The 18388-nt window shown below is 34.6% G+C and carries 17 protein-coding genes; 2 read left to right on the forward strand and 15 right to left on the reverse strand.

Going from position 1 to position 18388, the window contains the following annotated elements; translation table 11 throughout:
* The first annotated feature begins 102 nt into the window (after nt 1-102).
* Nucleotides 103-1293 (forward strand): FtsW/RodA/SpoVE family cell cycle protein, encoded by a 1191-nt coding sequence (locus tag WKH56_RS26835; RefSeq protein ID WP_048018614.1) that lies wholly within the window; start codon nt 103-105, stop codon nt 1291-1293.
* Between the two features lie 225 nt (nt 1294-1518).
* On the opposite strand, the gene WKH56_RS26840 is transcribed toward WKH56_RS26835, so the two are convergent.
* Nucleotides 1519-2430 carry a C40 family peptidase gene (locus WKH56_RS26840; RefSeq protein WP_310884326.1) on the reverse strand — a complete coding sequence of 304 codons (912 nt, stop codon included), beginning with the start codon at nt 2428-2430 and terminating at the stop codon, nt 1519-1521.
* 311 nt (nt 2431-2741) lie between these two features.
* Here WKH56_RS26840 and WKH56_RS26845 point away from each other — a divergent pair, with 311 nt between their 5' ends.
* Nucleotides 2742-3239: a DUF2062 domain-containing protein gene (locus tag WKH56_RS26845; protein ID WP_048018612.1), complete on the forward strand. Its 498-nt coding sequence runs from the start codon at nt 2742-2744 to the stop codon at nt 3237-3239.
* Between the two features lie 346 nt (nt 3240-3585).
* Here the strand turns inward: WKH56_RS26845 and WKH56_RS26850 are convergent, their stop codons facing one another.
* From WKH56_RS26850 to WKH56_RS26915, 14 genes are all read right to left on the reverse strand, one after another.
* Nucleotides 3586-3969: a YkvA family protein gene (locus tag WKH56_RS26850; protein WP_063246961.1), complete on the reverse strand. Its 384-nt coding sequence runs from the start codon at nt 3967-3969 to the stop codon at nt 3586-3588.
* A 94-nt stretch (nt 3970-4063) separates the two neighbouring features.
* Complete coding sequence (locus WKH56_RS26855) at nt 4064-4501, reverse strand: NUDIX hydrolase (protein WP_063246960.1); 438 nt, start codon at nt 4499-4501, stop codon at nt 4064-4066.
* A 284-nt stretch (nt 4502-4785) separates the two neighbouring features.
* Nucleotides 4786-5250 (reverse strand): ribose 5-phosphate isomerase B, encoded by a 465-nt coding sequence (rpiB, locus tag WKH56_RS26860; RefSeq protein ID WP_275211344.1) that lies wholly within the window; start codon nt 5248-5250, stop codon nt 4786-4788.
* Nucleotides 5251-5323: 73 nt separating this feature from the next.
* Nucleotides 5324-5458, reverse strand: a complete 135-nt coding sequence (locus WKH56_RS26865; protein WP_155726303.1) for a GapA-binding peptide SR1P — start codon at nt 5456-5458, stop codon at nt 5324-5326.
* 114 nt (nt 5459-5572) lie between these two features.
* On the reverse strand, nt 5573-6529 hold the full coding sequence (gene pfkA, locus WKH56_RS26870; protein WP_310884325.1) for a 6-phosphofructokinase: 957 nt from the start codon (nt 6527-6529) through the stop codon (nt 5573-5575).
* A 105-nt stretch (nt 6530-6634) separates the two neighbouring features.
* Nucleotides 6635-7966, reverse strand: a complete 1332-nt coding sequence (locus WKH56_RS26875; protein WP_063246957.1) for an MFS transporter — start codon at nt 7964-7966, stop codon at nt 6635-6637.
* A 685-nt stretch (nt 7967-8651) separates the two neighbouring features.
* The gene (locus WKH56_RS26880; RefSeq protein WP_034265132.1) at nt 8652-9362 is read right to left on the reverse strand and encodes a FadR/GntR family transcriptional regulator; all 711 of its coding nucleotides are present in this window, start codon (nt 9360-9362) and stop codon (nt 8652-8654) included.
* Nucleotides 9363-9570: 208 nt separating this feature from the next.
* A complete protein-coding gene (locus WKH56_RS26885) occupies nt 9571-10329 on the reverse strand; it encodes an SDR family NAD(P)-dependent oxidoreductase (protein ID WP_034265135.1) in 759 nt (252 codons plus the stop codon).
* Between the two features lie 49 nt (nt 10330-10378).
* Nucleotides 10379-11326, reverse strand: a complete 948-nt coding sequence (locus WKH56_RS26890; RefSeq protein WP_048018606.1) for a transketolase family protein — start codon at nt 11324-11326, stop codon at nt 10379-10381.
* Nucleotides 11326-12177, reverse strand: a complete 852-nt coding sequence (locus WKH56_RS26895) for a transketolase (protein ID WP_048018605.1) — start codon at nt 12175-12177, stop codon at nt 11326-11328. The genes WKH56_RS26890 and WKH56_RS26895 overlap by 1 nt, the downstream gene beginning before the upstream one ends.
* A gap of 297 nt (nt 12178-12474) precedes the next feature.
* Nucleotides 12475-13821 (reverse strand): MFS transporter, encoded by a 1347-nt coding sequence (locus tag WKH56_RS26900; RefSeq protein ID WP_048018604.1) that lies wholly within the window; start codon nt 13819-13821, stop codon nt 12475-12477.
* Nucleotides 13822-13837: 16 nt separating this feature from the next.
* On the reverse strand, nt 13838-14413 hold the full coding sequence (locus WKH56_RS26905) for a TetR/AcrR family transcriptional regulator (protein ID WP_310884324.1): 576 nt from the start codon (nt 14411-14413) through the stop codon (nt 13838-13840).
* Nucleotides 14414-14514: 101 nt separating this feature from the next.
* A complete protein-coding gene (locus tag WKH56_RS26910; protein WP_310884323.1) occupies nt 14515-17028 on the reverse strand; it encodes a PEP/pyruvate-binding domain-containing protein in 2514 nt (837 codons plus the stop codon).
* 634 nt (nt 17029-17662) lie between these two features.
* Nucleotides 17663-18334 carry an HAD family hydrolase gene (locus WKH56_RS26915; RefSeq protein WP_063246953.1) on the reverse strand — a complete coding sequence of 224 codons (672 nt, stop codon included), beginning with the start codon at nt 18332-18334 and terminating at the stop codon, nt 17663-17665.
* Nucleotides 18335-18388: the final 54 nt, after the last annotated feature.

Below are 18388 nucleotides of genomic sequence, written 5' to 3' on the forward strand. Positions count from 1 at the left end.
AGACCTAAAGATTCGTATGAAAGTATTGAAATATATGTGTATTTTTTTATTTTCTCTCTTGTATATAGCCGTTATTAGGTGGTTTTTTTAGGAGGAGTTTTTATGTTCAAAAAAATTCTAAAGTGTTACGATTACAAATTTATTGCTGCGTTAGTTGTTTTAAGCCTAATCGGTTTAATTATGGTTTACAGTGCCAGCATGGTAACAGCGATTAGTCGTTATGGTGTATCTGGGGATTATTTTTATAAAAAACAAAAGCTTGCTCTTATAGCAGGCTTTATCATATTCACATTAGCGGCTATCGTTCCGTATAAAATTTATCAGGAAAAAGCAGTATTGAAAATTTTATTAGGTGTCGCTGTTGCACTCCTTATTTTAGTTTTAGCTTTTGGACATACAGCAGGTAATGCACAAAGTTGGTTTAAAATTGGGCCTATTGCTATTCAGCCGTTAGAAATAACAAAATTAACGCTCATTATCTATTTAGCTGCTGTTTTTGCAAACAAACAAGAGTATATCAATGATTTAAAAAGGTCGATTCTTCCACCTATGCTGGTTGTGCTTTTTATTTGTTTTTTAATTATTTTGCAGCCTGATTATGGCGGAGCCTTGCTTATTTTAGGAACAGTTGCAGCTATTGTGTTATGTTCAGGCATTTCAAAAAAATCCATTTTAAAAATTAGTTTATTAGGCGTAATTGGAACACTTGTTATGTTAGCCGTTTTATTAGTAACCGGAAACATGGACCTTTTGTTTTCTCCGGGGCGTTTAGCTCGTTTTACTGGATTCTTACATCCTTTTGAAAATCAACAAGGCGATGGATATCAACTTGTTAATTCCTATGTAGCTATAGGAAATGGAGGAATATTGGGTATGGGGCTGGGCCAAGGCATTCAAAAAACGGGCTACTTGCCTGAATCACATACGGATTTTATTATGGCCATTATCGCAGAAGAGCTGGGATTTTGGGGTGTACTTCTTGTATTAGGGCTACTGTTTTTTATTATTTTTAAAGGATTAAAAACAGCTATTAAGTGTCGTGATCCTTTTGGAGCACTGTTAGCTATTGGTATTTCCGTTATGATGGCTGTTCAAGTATTTGTAAACCTTGGAGCTGTCACGGGTCTTCTTCCTATTACCGGGGTCACCCTCCCTTTTATAAGCTTTGGAGGTTCTTCGCTTACATTGTTAATGCTTGCTGCAGGAATACTTACCAATGTTTCGATGTTTAACACATACACTCAAACATATAAAAGCCAGTCAGTGGAACAAGCTTATATAAGGAATGTTTAACGTTTGAATCGCTAAGTGGTGTATGTTAGCTATTGTGGTTGTTATTAACAAGCTTTTACAGAAGACACATATCTCTAATTCTTTCAAGCAAGCTCAACCTTCATATTAACACCACTGCTCGCTGCTATAATAAAAAGTCCTGACTATATATCAGGACTTTTTACTTTATTTACATAAATAATCAAGCAGCTGCTTAGAATTGCTGTGTTTTTTACTAGTAATCTATTAGAGGATAGATTTACTTCCTAAATAACGAGGTGCCCAGTAAGAATTGCTTAACGATGCAATAGTTACACCAGTTGAACTTCCAGCATGAATAAACTGCCCGTTTCCAATATAAATTCCAGCGTGTGAAGGACCTCCAGTAGTATCGAAGAATACAATATCTCCAATATTCGGAGTAGATGTACTTTTTCCTGACTGATACAAGGTGGCTACTGTTCGCGGTACAGTTACTCCACCTCCATTTTTAAATACATAATAAATGAAACCACTGCAATCGAAACCATTTGGAGAAGTTCCGCCCCAAACATATGGCACCCCTATGAATTTTTTAGAATAAGCCACAATATCACTAGCTGTCGCTTGCGTTGAACTATTAACAGTTGAAGAACCAGTGGCGCTAGTAGATGCGTTATTTAAGGCATTTAAAGTAGCTGGACCTACTATTCCATCCACAGCTAAGCCATGATCCCGTTGGAAATCCATAACGGCAGTTTGAGTAATTGTGCCAAAATAGCCTGTTGGTGTGGCGTTAAAGTAACCTTTTTCCTTTAACAGCTGCTGTACTTTTTCAACTTCATTACTAGTCATTCCATATTTCAGAAGTGTACTGCTTGTAACCGCACTTGTTGAATTAGCTATTAACGCTTGATATGTATTAGGTCCCACCATTCCATCAGCGGTTAAACTATGAGAACGCTGAAAGCTTAGAACTGAATCTTTTGTAATTGAACCAAAATAGCCAGTCGAAGTAGCTGAAAATATACCCTTCTGTCTTAAAACATCCTGTAATTCTTTTATGTCTGGATCTGTCATACCTTCTTTTAATAGCTTGTCCCCTAAAGCTGCATGGCTTATTGTTGGTAAAACAATCAATGATGAGCATAAAGCTAATGAAGAAATTATCTTTTTCACTAAGTATATCCCCCGATGTTATATTTTTCTTGTTCTTGACTATAAAATTTTAGCAGGGAGAAATAGAAAAGAAACAACCTATTTGTGAATTTTTTGTGACAATTCTAAAAATCACTTGATTTATTAGGAGGTAATTATTTGTTTTGTCATATAAAGTATAAATATACTTATAATGGTTAAAGTTACTATTCTTTGACCTTACTGCTTTACGTATATACCGCTAAATCTTTCATACAATAAAGCACCTTTTTATAATTGTGAACATAAAAAAGAAAAATAGAGGCTGCATGGTAAAGGATAGGGGGAATAATGTGAGCAAAATAGCGGGTTTGAAGCGCCGATTTAAATACTTACTTATTAAACTATTACGATTAAAAGATCATTCACATAAAGTTGCGCTAGGTTTTAGTCTAGGTTCTGTTGTGAACTTTGTTCCTACCTTTGGATTTGGCCTTATACTATCCGTAGGTTTAGCTAAATTATGTAAAGGAAACAGCATAGCAGGACTCATTGGTGGAATGTTTTTTATGTGGGCCTTTCCGTTGATGTTTTACTTGAATACAGTAGTTGGAGGATATATATTCCCAATCGATCTTGATCAAACTTTACTTCAGAATACAGATGAAGATTTAGATAATCGACTAGAACTAGGAGCAAAAATAGGAAAGAATTTTTTATTAGGTATGATTCTTAATAGCTTCTTATTTGGAAGTATACTCTATATTGCTAGCTACTATATTATAAATCAGTACAGAGGCTTTCTCTTACACTACATCTCTAAAAAGTGGATAGTAAAAAAACCGTACTAAACAAATGGATTATTAGCTTGATTTCAACCTTTATTTCTAATTGTAAATCAATCTAATTTATATAAAAAAACCATTAACGAACATTTCTTCAAAAGGCATAGAGATAAATTAGCCCATAATTGATACCTATGGTTATCAATTATGGGCTAAGGTACAATCTTTGTTTCTGTTTTAAGATAAATATGGAGGAAATACATTAAAAGAGAGCTCTGTCTATTTTTTTCTTGAATATCAATTTGCTGCATGTGTTCTAATGTACTCCTTTCAATTGTATATATCATTTACCATTTTTTATCATAACGATCGATAGTAAACCTAATATATTTTTTTCTTTGTAAGAGTACATTCAGTTTAAAAACTTAAAAACAGTAAAACAGCTCCACGTAAAAATAAGTAGCCATACTATGATAATAATTGAACCCACAACCCAATTTTTAGGTTTTTCATTTTGAATGAGCTCTTCTGCTTTTATTGTGCAGTCCTCTATTACATTTTTAGGTATCATCTTTAAAGCAAGCATAATTCCTAAAGGAACAATGATTATATCGTCAATATAGCCTAAAACCGGTATAAAATCAGGAATGAAATCGATTGGACTGAAGGCATATGCAACCACACAAGCAGTAAATACTTTGGTATACCAAGATACTCGGTTATCTTTATAAGCTAAGTATAAGATAAATAGCTGCTTTTTTAACTTTTTAGCCCACAACTTTAATTGGTTAAGCATGTTTCCTATTCTCCTTATGGACGGTTTAATATAATATGAAAATCGGTTTTATTTTTTGTTTAAATGCATGTTTCTTTTATGAGTAAATTCAAAACTATACGAATAACTGATTAATGCAGTCATCTTGATTTGCAGCTAGTTTAGGAACAGCTCCAACAGGAACCCAATAATAGAAAAAGATTAATCCTGCATCTTCCCCTTCAGAATTCACCTTATATTCCCACCGTTCTGCCGTTTCTTCTTGAACTTCTAAATGAAAAACATGTCGTTCATGATACTGACTTTTACTTTCATGATGATAGACGTATGTTTTTATTTTGTTCACCGATAAAAACTCCACTAATCCAGATTCTTCTTTGACCTCCCTATATAAAGCTTCTTCAATTGTTTCTCCCTCTTCTACAGTACCTGCTGGAACTTGAACTCCTGCTTCTGGATAATCTCTATGTTCGCAAACTAGTAACTCTGTATAGGGATCATTGAATCTAGTTATGTAAGCCATAACTTTTGTTATCATCGTTTTACCCTGCATGCTTGCTTCCTCCTATATATAGATACTAACCGTGCAAATTTCTTCATCAGCAAACAAACTTCTTTAGCTCTCAAGAATAAATCAGGCATATTTTATTACATTCATTTTAATTGCAAAAGAACTAGTCTCAGTGTTGTCATAATAAGCTGCTTTTACGGAAGGTTAACTGGTATGGGAATTGGAATAGTTAGTTTTGCTATTCTGATAAGAGCTGTAACCATCATATCAGTAAGTGAAGTAATAGGAAAAGGCAAGAATCAGATTGATTCTTGCCTTTTCTGTCTTTATTTTCTTTCAAGAGAAGGTTCTGATACATTTTCGTATTCTGTAATTTTACAGATGCGATTTTCATGACGCCCCCCAACAAATTGAGTTGATAACCACGTCTTCGCGATTTCGCGGGCTAAACCTGGCCCAATTACTCGTTCCCCCATGGCTAAAATGTTCGTATCGTTGTGTTCACGTGTCATCTTAGCTGAAAAAACGTCATGAACGAGTGCGCAACGAATTCCTTTTACTTTGTTAGCGGCAATACTCATCCCAATCCCTGTACCGCAGATTAAAATTCCAAAATCGGCTTCTCCATTCGCTATTCTTTTGGCAACTGGAATCGCATAGTCCGGATAATCGACTGAACTGCTGCATTCGCAGCCTAAATCTTCATATATTATGGACATTTCATCTAGCAGATTGATAATCTCTTTACAAGTGTTTATTCCGCCATGATCTGAAGCAATTATAACTTTCATAAGATTACTCTCCTCATTCATCTATAGTCTTAATTAAAATTCTAATGATTTTTGAGTCTCTTTTCCTGATACGTTATTTCCTAGAACAATCCTCAGAACACTTCCCGTACCATGTTTTAACCCCTTCAGAGTTGTCTACATTCTCAATAACTTTCCCACATACTTGACAAACGATAGTTCCCTGTTCTACATTAACCTGCTTATTCATAGCTATTTCCTCCTTTTTATTAGCAAAATTCGTTTGTATTCAAATACATTTCTTTAAAGACAAATTCGTTTTATCTTTAGTTTGATAAACCATTGTATGATAGAAAAGATGTGCTTAAGCTAGAATGGTATCCAGTAAGCTGTATTTATCATCATTACTAGATAACTTCGAATGAACTTTTTCAATATCTACATTGATTAAGTCATTTTCTTTAATTCCTACAGCCCTACCAGAATACCCTTTAAGTAATAGTTCTACTGCTGTAATCCCCATTTTACTTGCTAAGATACGATCAAATGCGGATGGCTGCCCTCCTCTTTGGATGAAACCTAATATACTCGTCCTTACGCTGATATCTAATTGATCCTCAACATATTTTTTCAGGTCTTGAATATCGTATATGTTTTCAGTAATTAGAATTAGGTTATCTTTTTTGCCACTTTTAATTTTCTTGTTCAGCTTGGAACATATCTCTTCAAAACTTAATTTTCTTTCCGGTGTCGAGATAATTTCTCCAGCTCCCGCTAAAGCAGAGTACAGGGCTAAATCTCCGCAATATCTCCCCATAACTTCTACAATCGTAGTCTTTTCATGAGATAAATCTGTATCCTTAATTTTACCGAGACATTCTAATATCGTATTTAATGTAGTATCAAATCCAAGTGAATAATCTGTGTAAGATAAATCATTATCAATCGTTGCCGGTATACCAATGACATTTACACCTAACTGATGTAATTTTTGTGTTCCTTTAAAAGAGCCTTCACCGCCGATTACTACTAAATGATTAATTCCATAATCTTTTAATATACTTAAAGCTTTTATTCTCCCCGACTCTTTCGTAAATTCTGGGCACCGGGAGGTTTTTAAAAATGTCCCTCCTTTATCCGCAATATAGTCTACGTCCGTAGAGGTTAATCTATAAAGTTTACCTTCTGTTAAACCTTGGTAACCACCCTCGATTCCCATTACATCCATGTTGTGATAATCAGCTGTTTTTACTACTGCTCGAATAGCAGCATTCATTCCTGGAGCGTCTCCGCCACTTGTTAAAACTCCTAGCTTCATCATTGCCATACACCCCTGTTATTCTTATCCATGTAAGAAAGTTGACCGACAGTCTTAGAAACTAATTGCCGGCCACTTCTAGTACTACACATTTCTTTCAAATAAGAATCAACTAGTTTTTTCTAATCGATCGACTGTGTTTTTTTTAATAGCTCTTCCTGACTGTTTTAGTAAAAAGGCTACGATAAAGGACGCTACAAACATGCTAATACCTAAAAATGTCATACTAGCATTAAAAGATCCTGTTAGATCTTTAATGTATCCCACAATATACGGTCCGAAGAAACCGCCTAGATTACCAATACTATTGATAAGAGCAATAGCACCTGCAGCAGCAGCTTCTGTTAAGAAAGATGGTGGAATTGCCCAAAACGGAGAATATGCTCCGAACGCTCCGCAAAGACTGATCGTCAAGAATACAAACGATAAAACAATGTTCGTATTTGCAACGTAGCTACTGATAATTAATGCCACGCCACTTGTTACTAAGCAAGCAACTACGTGAAAACGTCTTTCATTTTTTTTGTCAGAGTGGTTACTAACCAACATCATGGTTACCATTGCACAAACATACATTAACCCTAAAATCCAGCCCATCGCATGTGTACTAAGAGAAGTCGTTTTAGATAAACCTTCTGAAATAGTCGGTAAAAACATGACGATGCCATAGTAGCCAACCATCCAGAAAAAGTATCCTAGGGATAAGGTTAATACGTCACGATCTTTTAAGGCCTGAGCAAATGTATAGTGTTTGGCTTCCTGTTTTTCTAACTTCTCTTTTGTTGTAACGTCGATTAACCATTTCTTCTCCTCGTTCGTCAGCCATTTGACATCCTCAAGCTTATCGTCAAGATAGAAGAAACATATCACACCTAAAATCAAAGCTGGAATCGCTTCCAAAACGAAAAGCCATTGCCATCCAGCCATGTTTAACCAGTCAATGCCTAATAAGTAAGTAGAAAGAGGAGATCCTATTGCATTAGCACCAGGGATCGCAATCATAAATCCGGCAATTGCTTTTGCATGATGTTTTGTTTGATAAAAACCACTTAGATAAAAGACCATGCAAGGATAAAAGCTAGCTTCAGCAACTCCTAAAAGAAATCTTGCTGTATAAAACTGCCATGGTGTTTGGATAAAAGCCATTAAAATAGCAATAACTGCCCATGTAATCATGATTCTACTAATCCATCTTCTAGCCCCGACCTTCGTCATCATAGCACTGCCAGGTACCTCTAAAAGGAAATAGCCAAGAAAGAAAATTCCTGCTCCTAATCCAAAAACAGCATTAGAAAAACCTAAATCTTCATTCATTTGTAATGCAGCAAACCCAATATTTACTCGGTCAAGTATAGATATGGTAAAACATAAAAATAGAAATGGAATGAGCCTCAACGTTACTTTTTTGGTAGTTGAACGTTCTAAGTTAATTGAATCCAAAATAATTCCTCCCCTGGGTTATCATCTTTCTCCTCTTCGTGTTCTTTGGTCTTTGACCCGAGTATTTACCCTAGGCTAATTGACAGAAAGAATTAGTGGTTGATATAAAAGATGATTAATCTATTTCTAAGTCTAAGTAAATCTAGCTCCTACTTCTGTAATCCCTTTCATATGGAGATGTAAAAAATGAAAAAGCGAAGTATCCCCTGTATTATTTATCATTTAAAAAAGTAAGAACTATTAGAAAATATCGTACAACAAAACCTTACTAGCGATATAAAAGCATTATAAATCTACTTTCTATACTAATAATCCAAAATATTTGTAATGCACAGTAACGATAAAAAACGCTTACATTTTTGAGCCCCTCTGCTAATCTCTTCAAAAAATATCAAGCTTAAAAATAATGAATTTTAAGATTCACATTACCTCCGTTTTATTAATTTAGCTACTTGTATACTAAGTTACCTTATATAAACAGTGTACTTACATACCTAACAATTGTCAATATAATTATTAAATTAAACATTTTCTGAATTTTATTAGAAGAGAAGAAGAATGCGTATTTTGACATTATAGAAAAGTGCTTGCTTTATGCGGTTTTTTTAACACAAAAAAGGCAGCTGCACTTTAGCTGCCTTTTAACTTCATATTTAATATGCTTTTGATAGAAAGTCAGTTGGAATTAGGCTTTCCAATAACGATCATATAAATTTCGCATGTGAAAATTCATAATTCTCACAGCTTCTTCTTCATTATGCTGTTCAATTGCATTAATAAGTAATTTATGCTCATTAAAATTAACTTCTCTATAGTCAGGTTTCGTTACTGTTCGATCTCTTATAAACTTCCACATTTCCTGCTGCTTCATTGCATTGCTGATAGCTGCCATAATGCTAATAAATAAATCATTATGCGAGGCCTTGGCTATGCCGTTATGTAGGGCTTCATCCGTTTCTGGTACATACACGCCTGCGTTCGTTTCTTCCTCCATCTTATTAATTGTTGCACGCAGTTCCTTAATGTCTTCTTCTGTAGCTCTCAAAGCTGCAAAGCGTACAATAAGAGGTTCTATGTTCATTCTTGCTTCAACAATGTCTTCAGGGGAGGCAGATTCCATCAAAAATGTGGATTGAGAATTTTCAGCTTCTGTTTGAAATTCTTTAACGTATACACCTTCTCCTTGACGAGAATAAATAAAACCATTCAATTCTAGTGCGCTAAGGGCTTGTCTAACAGGCACTCGACTTACACCGAATTGTTCACACAGCTCCCTTTCAGCAGGGAGTTTATCTCCCACTTGGAACGCGCCAGATTGAATTTCAGAAAGAATTTGATTATAAATTTGAATATATAATTTATTATTGGAAACTGGATTAAAACTAATGGAAATCACTTCTCTCTATAATTATTAACTCATTTTATTCATAATTAAGTAGACATAATTATTATATACTGTTCTATTTTTAGGGGCAACAAGCCTAGCATCTTCTAACAAAAAAATCCTTATTTATGTAGTGAGTTTTTCATTTTGCTAATGATTTTATCAATAAACAGCTATACAGGCATACCATAATGGCATGCCTGTATAACGAACTTGAATATTAATCCATATGTGAGCCACCGTTTATATCAATTTCTTCTCCTGTAATATACGAAGCTTCTTCTGAAGCTAAAAAGGCAATTGTAGCCGCGATTTCTTTCACTTCACCTGGTCTACCCATAGGAATACTATCAATCACAGACTTTGCATCTTCTTCAGGGAGAGACTTCCAAATTTCTGTATTAACGAGTCCGGGAGCTACACAGTTAACCGTAATGCCATCTAAAGCTACCTCGCGCGCTAAGTTTTTTGAAAAACCTAATACTGCTGCCTTAGATGCCGAATAGTGAGGTCCCCCAAACACTCCTCCACCTCTTTTAGCCGAAACAGAAGACAGGCTTATAATTCGACCATACTTTTGATCTTTCATTGTTTCTAATACTGCTTGCGTACATAGAAACAACCCAAACATATTGACGTTAAACACTTTTGTAATGTCTTCAAGCGTCATATCTTGAACGGTAACCTTTTGAGAAATCCCTGCATTATTAATTAAAATATCAATTCTGCCGAATTCTTCAAGTGTTTGTTTAACCATCGCATCGCAAGAATCCTTACTTGTTACATTTAGCTCTATTCCCAAGGCTTTGCCACCGGCTTCTTTTATTTCGTTGACTGTATCTTGTACACCATCAAAATTGATATCTGCTATAACAACAGCCGCTCCTTGCTCTGCAAGTGTTAGGGCGATTGTACGTCCAATTCCTTTTTTAGAACCGCTACCAGTAATAATGGCTACTCTCTCTTTTAAATCAAACATATTATATTTCCCCCATCTTGTTAGCTTCTTCTATTTAATTTAGTTAGTCTTAAATCAGTTCTTTAGCTGTTTTGATAATATTTTCTACAGTAATTCCATTTAACTCTAATAGTTTTTCATAAGGCGCAGATTGCCCAAATTGATCCTGTACACCAATTCTTCGAACTGTACCTTTTCCTTCTTCCGCAACTACTTCACATACGGCACTGCCAAGGCCATTTAAAATATTGTGATCTTCAACCGTAATGATTTTTCCAATATTTAAGCAGTCAACCACTGCTTCTCGATCTAAAGGCTTAATCGTATGCATGTCTAGTAATTTCACAGATATGCCTTGTTTCTCTAATTCTTTCGTTGCCTCTAAAGCGAGTCGTACTGTATCGCCGTTGGCAATAATAGCGATATCGCTTCCCTCTTTAATTTTCTTGGCTTTTCCAATTGTAAACTCTTCATTTTCATCGTAAATCATGGGAACCGTATCGCGAGTAAAACGAAGATATACAGGTCCGTATATTTTCGCAGCTTGTTCTACTAGCTTTCTAGTAGAATAATAGTCAGCTCCCATAATGACAGTCATATTTGGAACCGATCTTAATACACCCATATCTTCTATAGCCTGATGACTTCCGCCATCGTTAGCTGGCGTTAGACCACCGTGTGAACAAGCAATCTTTACATTTAAGTTAGGGTAGCAGACTTCTTGTCTAATTTGTTCAAGCATTCTTAACGAACCAAAAACAGCGTAAGTGCTTACAAAAGGAATTTTACCAGTCGTAGCAAGTCCAGCTGCTAACCCAGCTGCATTTTGCTCTGCAATACCGACATTAATATGCTGGTCGGGTAATTGTTTGATAAAGTTTACTGTTTTACACGACTTTGCAATATCGACATCAATGACATAAATATTTTTATTTTCTTTCCCTAATTTTACGATTTCATCTCCAAAGGCTTCTCTCGTAGCTTTTTTTACTGTAAGATCTTTTTCTAGTATGCTCATTATCTTAAACCTCCTGCTACTTCTTCCATTGCTTGATGATATTGTTCTTCATTAGGAGCAACTCCGTGCCAATCAGCTACATCCTCCATGAACGAAACTCCTTTACCTTTTACCGTGTCACAGATGATACATTTTGGTCTTCCATTCTTCGCTACTCTTACTTCATCCAATGTTTCTACAATCTCTTCCATGGAGTGTCCATTAATTCGCTTTGTTTCAAAACCAAACGCATCAAATTTTTTCTCTAAATCTTGTAATGGCATAATTTCATCACAAAATCCATCAATTTGAAGTCTGTTGTTATCTACAAATACAATTAAATTATCTAATTGGTACTTAACTGCTGTTTGAGCAGCTTCCCAAATTTGTCCTTCTTGACATTCTCCGTCTCCTACTAAAGAAAAAACTCGGTAGTCTTTAAAATCTCGTTTCCCTGCAATTGCCATGCCTACGCCACACGAAAGTCCTTGTCCTAGTGAGCCTGTTGAAATATCAATACCTTTACACTTTTTCATATCTGGATGCCCTTGAAACGGAGAACCGTATTCTCTTAGCGTGTATATCGTTTCATAGGGAACGAATCCTCGTAAAGCTAAAGCGGAATATTGAATGGGACAAACGTGACCTTTAGAAAGAACAAATCTATCACGATCTTCCCAGTTAGGATTGTGCGGATCAACATTCATTTCTTTGAAATAAAGCGCTACCATAATATCAGCTGCAGAAAGTGAACCTCCTGGATGGCCAGATTGTGCTCCATAAATCATTGTAAGAGCTGTTTTTCTTAATTGAATGGCTTTTCCTTTTAATTCTTCAATACTAATTTCTTTCATTTTAGTCACCTCATTAATTTATGACTTGCTGTTTTCTAAACGATATATCCATTAACATATAATTTAGTACACTTAGGTAACTTGTATACTAAGTAGCTTTGTGACTTAAGTGTACATCTGAAATGCGAGTTCGTCAATAACAAGATTGAATTATTAGAATTTTTTTATTTGAAACAAGTCGGTTTGTAAATTCGTGTGTTGTTTTTTCTAAGGTTTTTAAGCAAAAAAAGTACTGCTCCTATTTTAGAAGCAGTACTTTTTTTATTGATTAATTAGTAAATCGCATATATAACCAAAAGCTTTATCAAAAAACAACTATGCTTTTGCACTGGAATTATTGCTGCTTATCATGTCTTGGCTACCAGATTTAATGTTTTTAGCTACTAGTATACCTACTACCCCCGATAACCCTAAAATAATGAAGATGGAGTTGTAGCTTGTAACAAGAGCAATAAGCGTGGACGAAATAATACTTCCGAAATAACGAAACGTTGAATAAATGCCAGAGGCTGTACCAGATTGCTCTTTGCTTACCGAGTCTAGCGAGGCAACCTGCATGCTTGTTAAACCTATTCCGGTCGAAAAACCTCCAATAATTAAAGCCACTATAAGAAAAAGAATAGATCCAACGTTCTCTAAAGATAGAAAAAGAATAGTAGAGACAATGATCATAGCAAAAGAAAAGCCAATCACTTTTTTAGAACTAAACTTATTGTTTAACAATCCTCCTATCCAGCCGCTTAAAGACATTGAAATCGAAAAAACCGATAAAACAATACCCGTTTGTGCTGTAGATAAGTGAAATTGAGCCTTCATTAACAGCGGCATAATTAATAAAATCACATACATAACAAAATTGCTAAGCATAATAGACAAATTAGCGCTTGTAAAGGTGGCATTTTTAAACAAAGAAAAATTGATAATCGGGTTTTCTGCCGTATTTTCTCTTTTGATAAACAAGAATGAAGATAAAACAAATACTAATCCCATTATTAAAGCCTTAGTAATTTCCATACCGTGTGTTAATAAAATCAATAAGGAAATACTAATGGCTAAATAGATGGAACCTTGAATATCTAAAGTACTTGCTTGTTTTTTTACATTAGATTTAGGAATCATAACTATACCACTGATTAAAGCTAAGAAAAGAAAAGGCACATTCACCCAGAATATAGCTTCCAAGTTGAAGTTTTCAAGCAATACAGACCCTAGCAATGGTCCAATTGCAGCACCCAATCCCATTCCCATTCCAAATACACCTAAAATTTTAGGAAGCCGCTCTTTTGGCACTACATATCTAATGATGGCTATCGTGTTAGGGGTGAGTAAAGCTCCTCCTACTGCCTGCAGTGATCGAAAAATAATAAGGGAAATGAGATTAGTTGAAAATATACATCCTAAAGATGCTATAAGAAAGAACACTACGCCCCATAAATAGATATTTCTGTTTCCGTACAAATCTCCTAGCTTTCCAGCGATAGGCTGAGTAACAGCCATTACAATCAAATAAATAGTTACTACCCACGAAATATTTGCAAGTGGTTCATTAAAATGAGCTGATATAGTTGATAGAGCAACGGCAATCATGGTTGAATTAATTGGTACAAGAAATGTCCCAATTAGCAATGAAATAATCAAGATAAGCTCTTTATGTTTACCCAAACATTAATGCCTCCTTTTAGTGGAGAGAAATTCCTTTTATAAACGTGTTTATACTGTTTTTTATCATATCTTGATAATCCGCATGTAAGGCTTTGTCTCCAAAATTTAGTTTATACATAAAATATCCCCAATACGTACTTAGGAAAATCTCTGCTTGTGTGCAGCAATCTAATTCTTTGATATATCCTTTCCTTTGCATTTCTTCAAAGTATTCTTTTAATATTTTTTTCGTATCATTAATTTTTTTTATAATTTCCTGATGCGCCTGTGAGAAAATTAAAGGGTCTTTTAAAGCAATTGAAATCATGTCTCGGTTATTATCAAAGTCTTTTAGTAACAGATAACCGAAATTCGTCAAATCTTTTTCAAGCTCCCATTCAATTGATTTATCAAAAATCTCAAGTGAAAAGCTTGTTGTTTTGACAATAGCTTGAATAATGCCTTCTTTATTGCCAAAGTGGCGAAAAACAGTCAATTCATTAACGCCAGCTTGCTCTGCAATTTCTCTAGTGGTAGTACCTTTATAGCCTTTTTCTTTAAGCAGTTCTATTGTAGCTTTTGTTATCTTCTTTTTTGTTTCATCTTTTTTCATGTTAATCATCCTTTATGCTTCCTGAATGTAAGTATTTACTTTCCATTAGGCAGTATATAAAGGAAAAAGAGCTGTTGTCAAATAGAAGCGAAGAGAATCACTTAGTCATTTAAAAGCGTGACAATTCCATTCGTACCATCGACCATAACCATATCGCCATCTTTTAGCTTATCCGTACTTATTTTCGTACCAACTACTGCAGGAATTTCATATTCACGTGCAATTATTGCCGAGTGAGAAAGAATACCTCCAGCGTCGGTGATAACAGCTCCCGCAGTCTGAAATAAAGTAGTCCAAAGTGGAGTAGTGGTCTTACATACTAAAACATCACCTTTTTCCAGCTTAGAAAAGTCTTTCGTATTTGAAATGACTGTTACTTTTCCGGTATAGATTCCTGAAGAAGAGGCTAACCCTTTAATACAATGTTCGCTGTTCGCGTCATCTTCCTCAATAGCTCCCATATATTTCTCAGCTTCTTTCAGCTGAGCTGCTTCAGGGACGCCGAAGTATCTAGGTAAATTAGACGTTTGCTCATGTTCTGCGTGTTCTTTTTTACGTTTCTCGATTAATTTTGTCATGTCTGCTGGATTTTCTAAAAGAGACTCTAGCTCATCAAGATATAAGAAGAAAACATCTTCTTCCACTAGAAAAACATGATGATGTACTAGTAAATTACCTAGCTTAAGTAGGAACAAACGTGCTTTTGCATCCAGCATTGCATCGATATAAAAATGATGGTCATCTCTTATAACGGATGCATCTAATGCCCACTGATAGTATTTTTTAAACTCTTCTTTGTGTTTGCTATCCGCTATCTGTTCCAGGAATTCATTATAGTTCTGTTCACGTTTCTTGACCGTCTGTTTGAAATTCTCATCAAAGTTGTAATTGTCTTTAACATATCCTTGAATAATCGATAATGCGTGAAGAGGATTCTCTAGCCAAGTTTCTCCTACAAAATCATGACTTACAACATTTCGATATCCATACTGTTTTAGAAAAGTATCTACTTCAGCCATAAAGCTTTTTGCTGCTTTATTTCCCTCTAATTTCTTTAATAAAGTTTCTGTGCATTCTTCTTGAAAAATTTCAGTAAGTTCACTATCTCTTTTCACTGTTAAAGCAAGTCTAGAAAGCTGTTGATCCGTTTCCAACGATTTGTTCATTTTTCCGGTCAATAGCTCATAAACATCATGTCCGGATTTTTTATTTGTAAGGTTTTTATAGTATTCTTCAACTATAGTATTTAGAGACATTTGGGGCATAACAATATCAAAATGCAGATCATATGCCGTTTTATAAAAATCAGCTAAACTTTGAAGAATCTCTTTTCCTCTCTGAAGGGTTAGATTTTCATAGGTAAAACTATTTAATTTGTTATAGTAAGGCAAGAATTGTTCCGTAATTATTTGATTCATTCGTTTTGTTAGGATTGGATAAATACTTTCCATCAATTCTTTATTTTCTTGGAATCTTTTATTAGAATCTCCTTTAAAAGGCTCCATTTTTGTATAGATATGACCTTTATAAAGTTTTAAATTAAGTCTATTAAACATAAACTTTAATTTTTTAAAACTAGCAGCTGTTCCTTCAGAAAATGCCGGAATAATAAATGAAGCGTACAAAGGACTAACAGCATGAGAAAAACTTGTGTCATTTAAAATCCAAAACTCTTCCATATCGTCGAAACTTAAAGATATATCTTTTTGGAAAGGAGTTAATTCTTTGGCCTCTGTTAATGTGGTAATAGCTCTTGCCTGTAATAGATATACTTGATTGTCTTGAACCCCAAACTCTATGTCTACGGGATGTTGGTAAAGAGCTTCTACTTCTTTTGTTATTTCGGCCAATTCAATGATTTTCTCGTCTGTTAAACAAAACCTTTGCTGCTCATCTTCCGTTGTTTCGATTTCTTCAACGCCTTCAGCAAGTGGAATTATCTTTACTTCCTTTAGCCCTTTTTCTTTCTCTATTTTAAAAGTTTGTTTATTAACTAGGTAAACATCAGGTGTTACTAAGCCCGATACAATGGCTTCTCCTAATCCATAGCTGGCATTAATCATCATTTCTTTTGTATTATGATTGACAGGATTTTGACTGAATATCACTCCCGATACTTCGGACTGAATTAACCCTTGAACAACAACTGCCATTGAAATTTCATCAAAATTAGCATACATATTTTGAGTATATTGTTCGACTCTTTCAGTAAAAAATGAGGCCCAGCACGCTTTCACTTTACTCAAAAAATCCTCGGTGCTTTTCACATTAAGATAGGTTTCATACTGGCCAGCAAAAGATGCACCTTCTAAATCTTCAGCACTAGATGATGAACGAACAGCTACCGATGTATAAGAGCACTTTAGGTTTCGAAATGCCTCTATGAGATCTGATTCAATTTCAATAGGAATTTCCCCGTGTAAAATTCTCTCGTGTATATTATCCGTTTGACGATCAATCCCGTTCCATTCGATATATCGCTTTAAAGCTTCTGTTTGAATAACAAACCCATCTGGAATCGGTAAATTTTTTCTTTTCATTTTTATAAGGTTTAAAGCTTTTGCTCCAACTCGTTCATTCGCCCCGTCCACCTTTTGAAAACTTAAGCTATACATTAAAAATATTCATCCTCCCACAAACTAATTTTAGAAATGTAAGTAATTACTTACTTTATATTTAATTTAATTCTTTTAAATTTTTATGGTCAATAAAAAATGGTAAAACATTTAAAAAATGCATATTTAGTTGTGCTTTATTTTAATTTCACTTAAATAATATTCCTCTTTTTTATTACATTTTTTAACTTTTATTAGTCTTTTTTATTATAAAGTCTAAATAGTTAATCAATTAAAAGGTTACTAAAAGAAATGCAAAAAACCCCATCTAAATTAAGATGGAGGTTTTCCTCTTTTACAGTTGGGTTAACCATTATCTCTGAGTGCTTACAAGCTTCCACTGGCTGAGTGTCAACTTAATTTTGTATCCTCTAACATATAAGTGAGCGCTATTAGATTTACGAATCATATGTGAAGTCATAATCCAAACTCTCCCTTCTTATAAAACTATTTTGGAAATCTTAACCTAAGCATAGCTCAGTATTGTAAACCATTTATTAATGACAAGAAAAGATTATGTAAACATTTTAAATTACAGGGGAACCGCTTATTACTTATGTTTCAACTTCAGTAGATTTAGGTCTATAATTGAGACATTAACCATCTATAATGGTTATGTACGAGGATTGGTCTATTAGACTGACAAGCTACTATTTATGTTAGATACAATCCTTTTTAACTCCATTAAATCATCTATTACCACATCAGCCTGCGCAAGCTCAGCTGCTTGAGCAAAATCAAAATTGCACCCCACTGCCATTAAACCATTATCCTTTGCAGCATTAATATCCGATAGACGGTCTCCCACTACTGCTGCGTGCTTTACATCGTATTTCTTTATAATCGTTTTGACTAAATCTCCTTTATCGAGCGTTTGGATTTGTTGAATACTAAATGTTTCTGTTACCCACTTATCCAAATCGTAATGGTCTACAATCGCTTCTAAATATTCCTTCAAACCGTTACTTGCTATGTAAATGGAGCAATTATTTTCTTTTAAATAGCTAAAAACCTCTTTTACATTGGGGTATAAAGCGCCTTTGCCTTTTTTTATATTCTCAACTAAGCTTTTCAAAAAATGGCCATCCGTATACTTTCTTATTTCATCTGAATGAGTAGGTAATAAAGCTTCCCATACTTTGGGTAACGGTACACCCATGATTTCACGATACTTATCAATAGGAGTACTAGTATCCCACTGGTTAAGTGTACGCAAATGGTTAAAGGTATCATCAAGTGATAATTCTAAAATTTTATCTGTTTGAAACAGCGTTCCATCCATATCAAAGATTAGTGATTGCAACATTAAGTATCTCCCTCTTTCAACAGTATTTAATACGTATCTATATACAATACCATA

Source organism: Priestia sp. SB1 (assembly GCF_038898415.1).

Bases quoted from the DNA above. Each gene is read 5' to 3' on its own strand.
- WKH56_RS26835 (WP_048018614.1), top strand. From the start codon at position 103: ATGTTCAAAAAAATTCTAAAGTGTTACGATTACAAATTTATTGCTGCG.
- WKH56_RS26855 (WP_063246960.1), bottom strand. From the start codon at position 4,501: ATGCAGGGTAAAACGATGATAACAAAAGTTATGGCTTACATAACTAGA.
- WKH56_RS26915 (WP_063246953.1), bottom strand. From the start codon at position 18,334: ATGTTGCAATCACTAATCTTTGATATGGATGGAACGCTGTTTCAAACA.
- rpiB (WP_275211344.1), bottom strand. From the start codon at position 5,250: ATGAAAGTTATAATTGCTTCAGATCATGGCGGAATAAACACTTGTAAA.
- pfkA (WP_310884325.1), bottom strand. From the start codon at position 6,529: ATGATGAAGCTAGGAGTTTTAACAAGTGGCGGAGACGCTCCAGGAATG.
- WKH56_RS26885 (WP_034265135.1), bottom strand. From the start codon at position 10,329: ATGTTTGATTTAAAAGAGAGAGTAGCCATTATTACTGGTAGCGGTTCT.
- WKH56_RS26905 (WP_310884324.1), bottom strand. From the start codon at position 14,413: ATGAAAAAAGATGAAACAAAAAAGAAGATAACAAAAGCTACAATAGAA.
- WKH56_RS26865 (WP_155726303.1), bottom strand. From the start codon at position 5,458: ATGAATAAGCAGGTTAATGTAGAACAGGGAACTATCGTTTGTCAAGTA.
- WKH56_RS26910 (WP_310884323.1), bottom strand. From the start codon at position 17,028: ATGTATAGCTTAAGTTTTCAAAAGGTGGACGGGGCGAATGAACGAGTT.
- WKH56_RS26850 (WP_063246961.1), bottom strand. From the start codon at position 3,969: ATGCTTAACCAATTAAAGTTGTGGGCTAAAAAGTTAAAAAAGCAGCTA.
- WKH56_RS26890 (WP_048018606.1), bottom strand. From the start codon at position 11,326: ATGAGCATACTAGAAAAAGATCTTACAGTAAAAAAAGCTACGAGAGAA.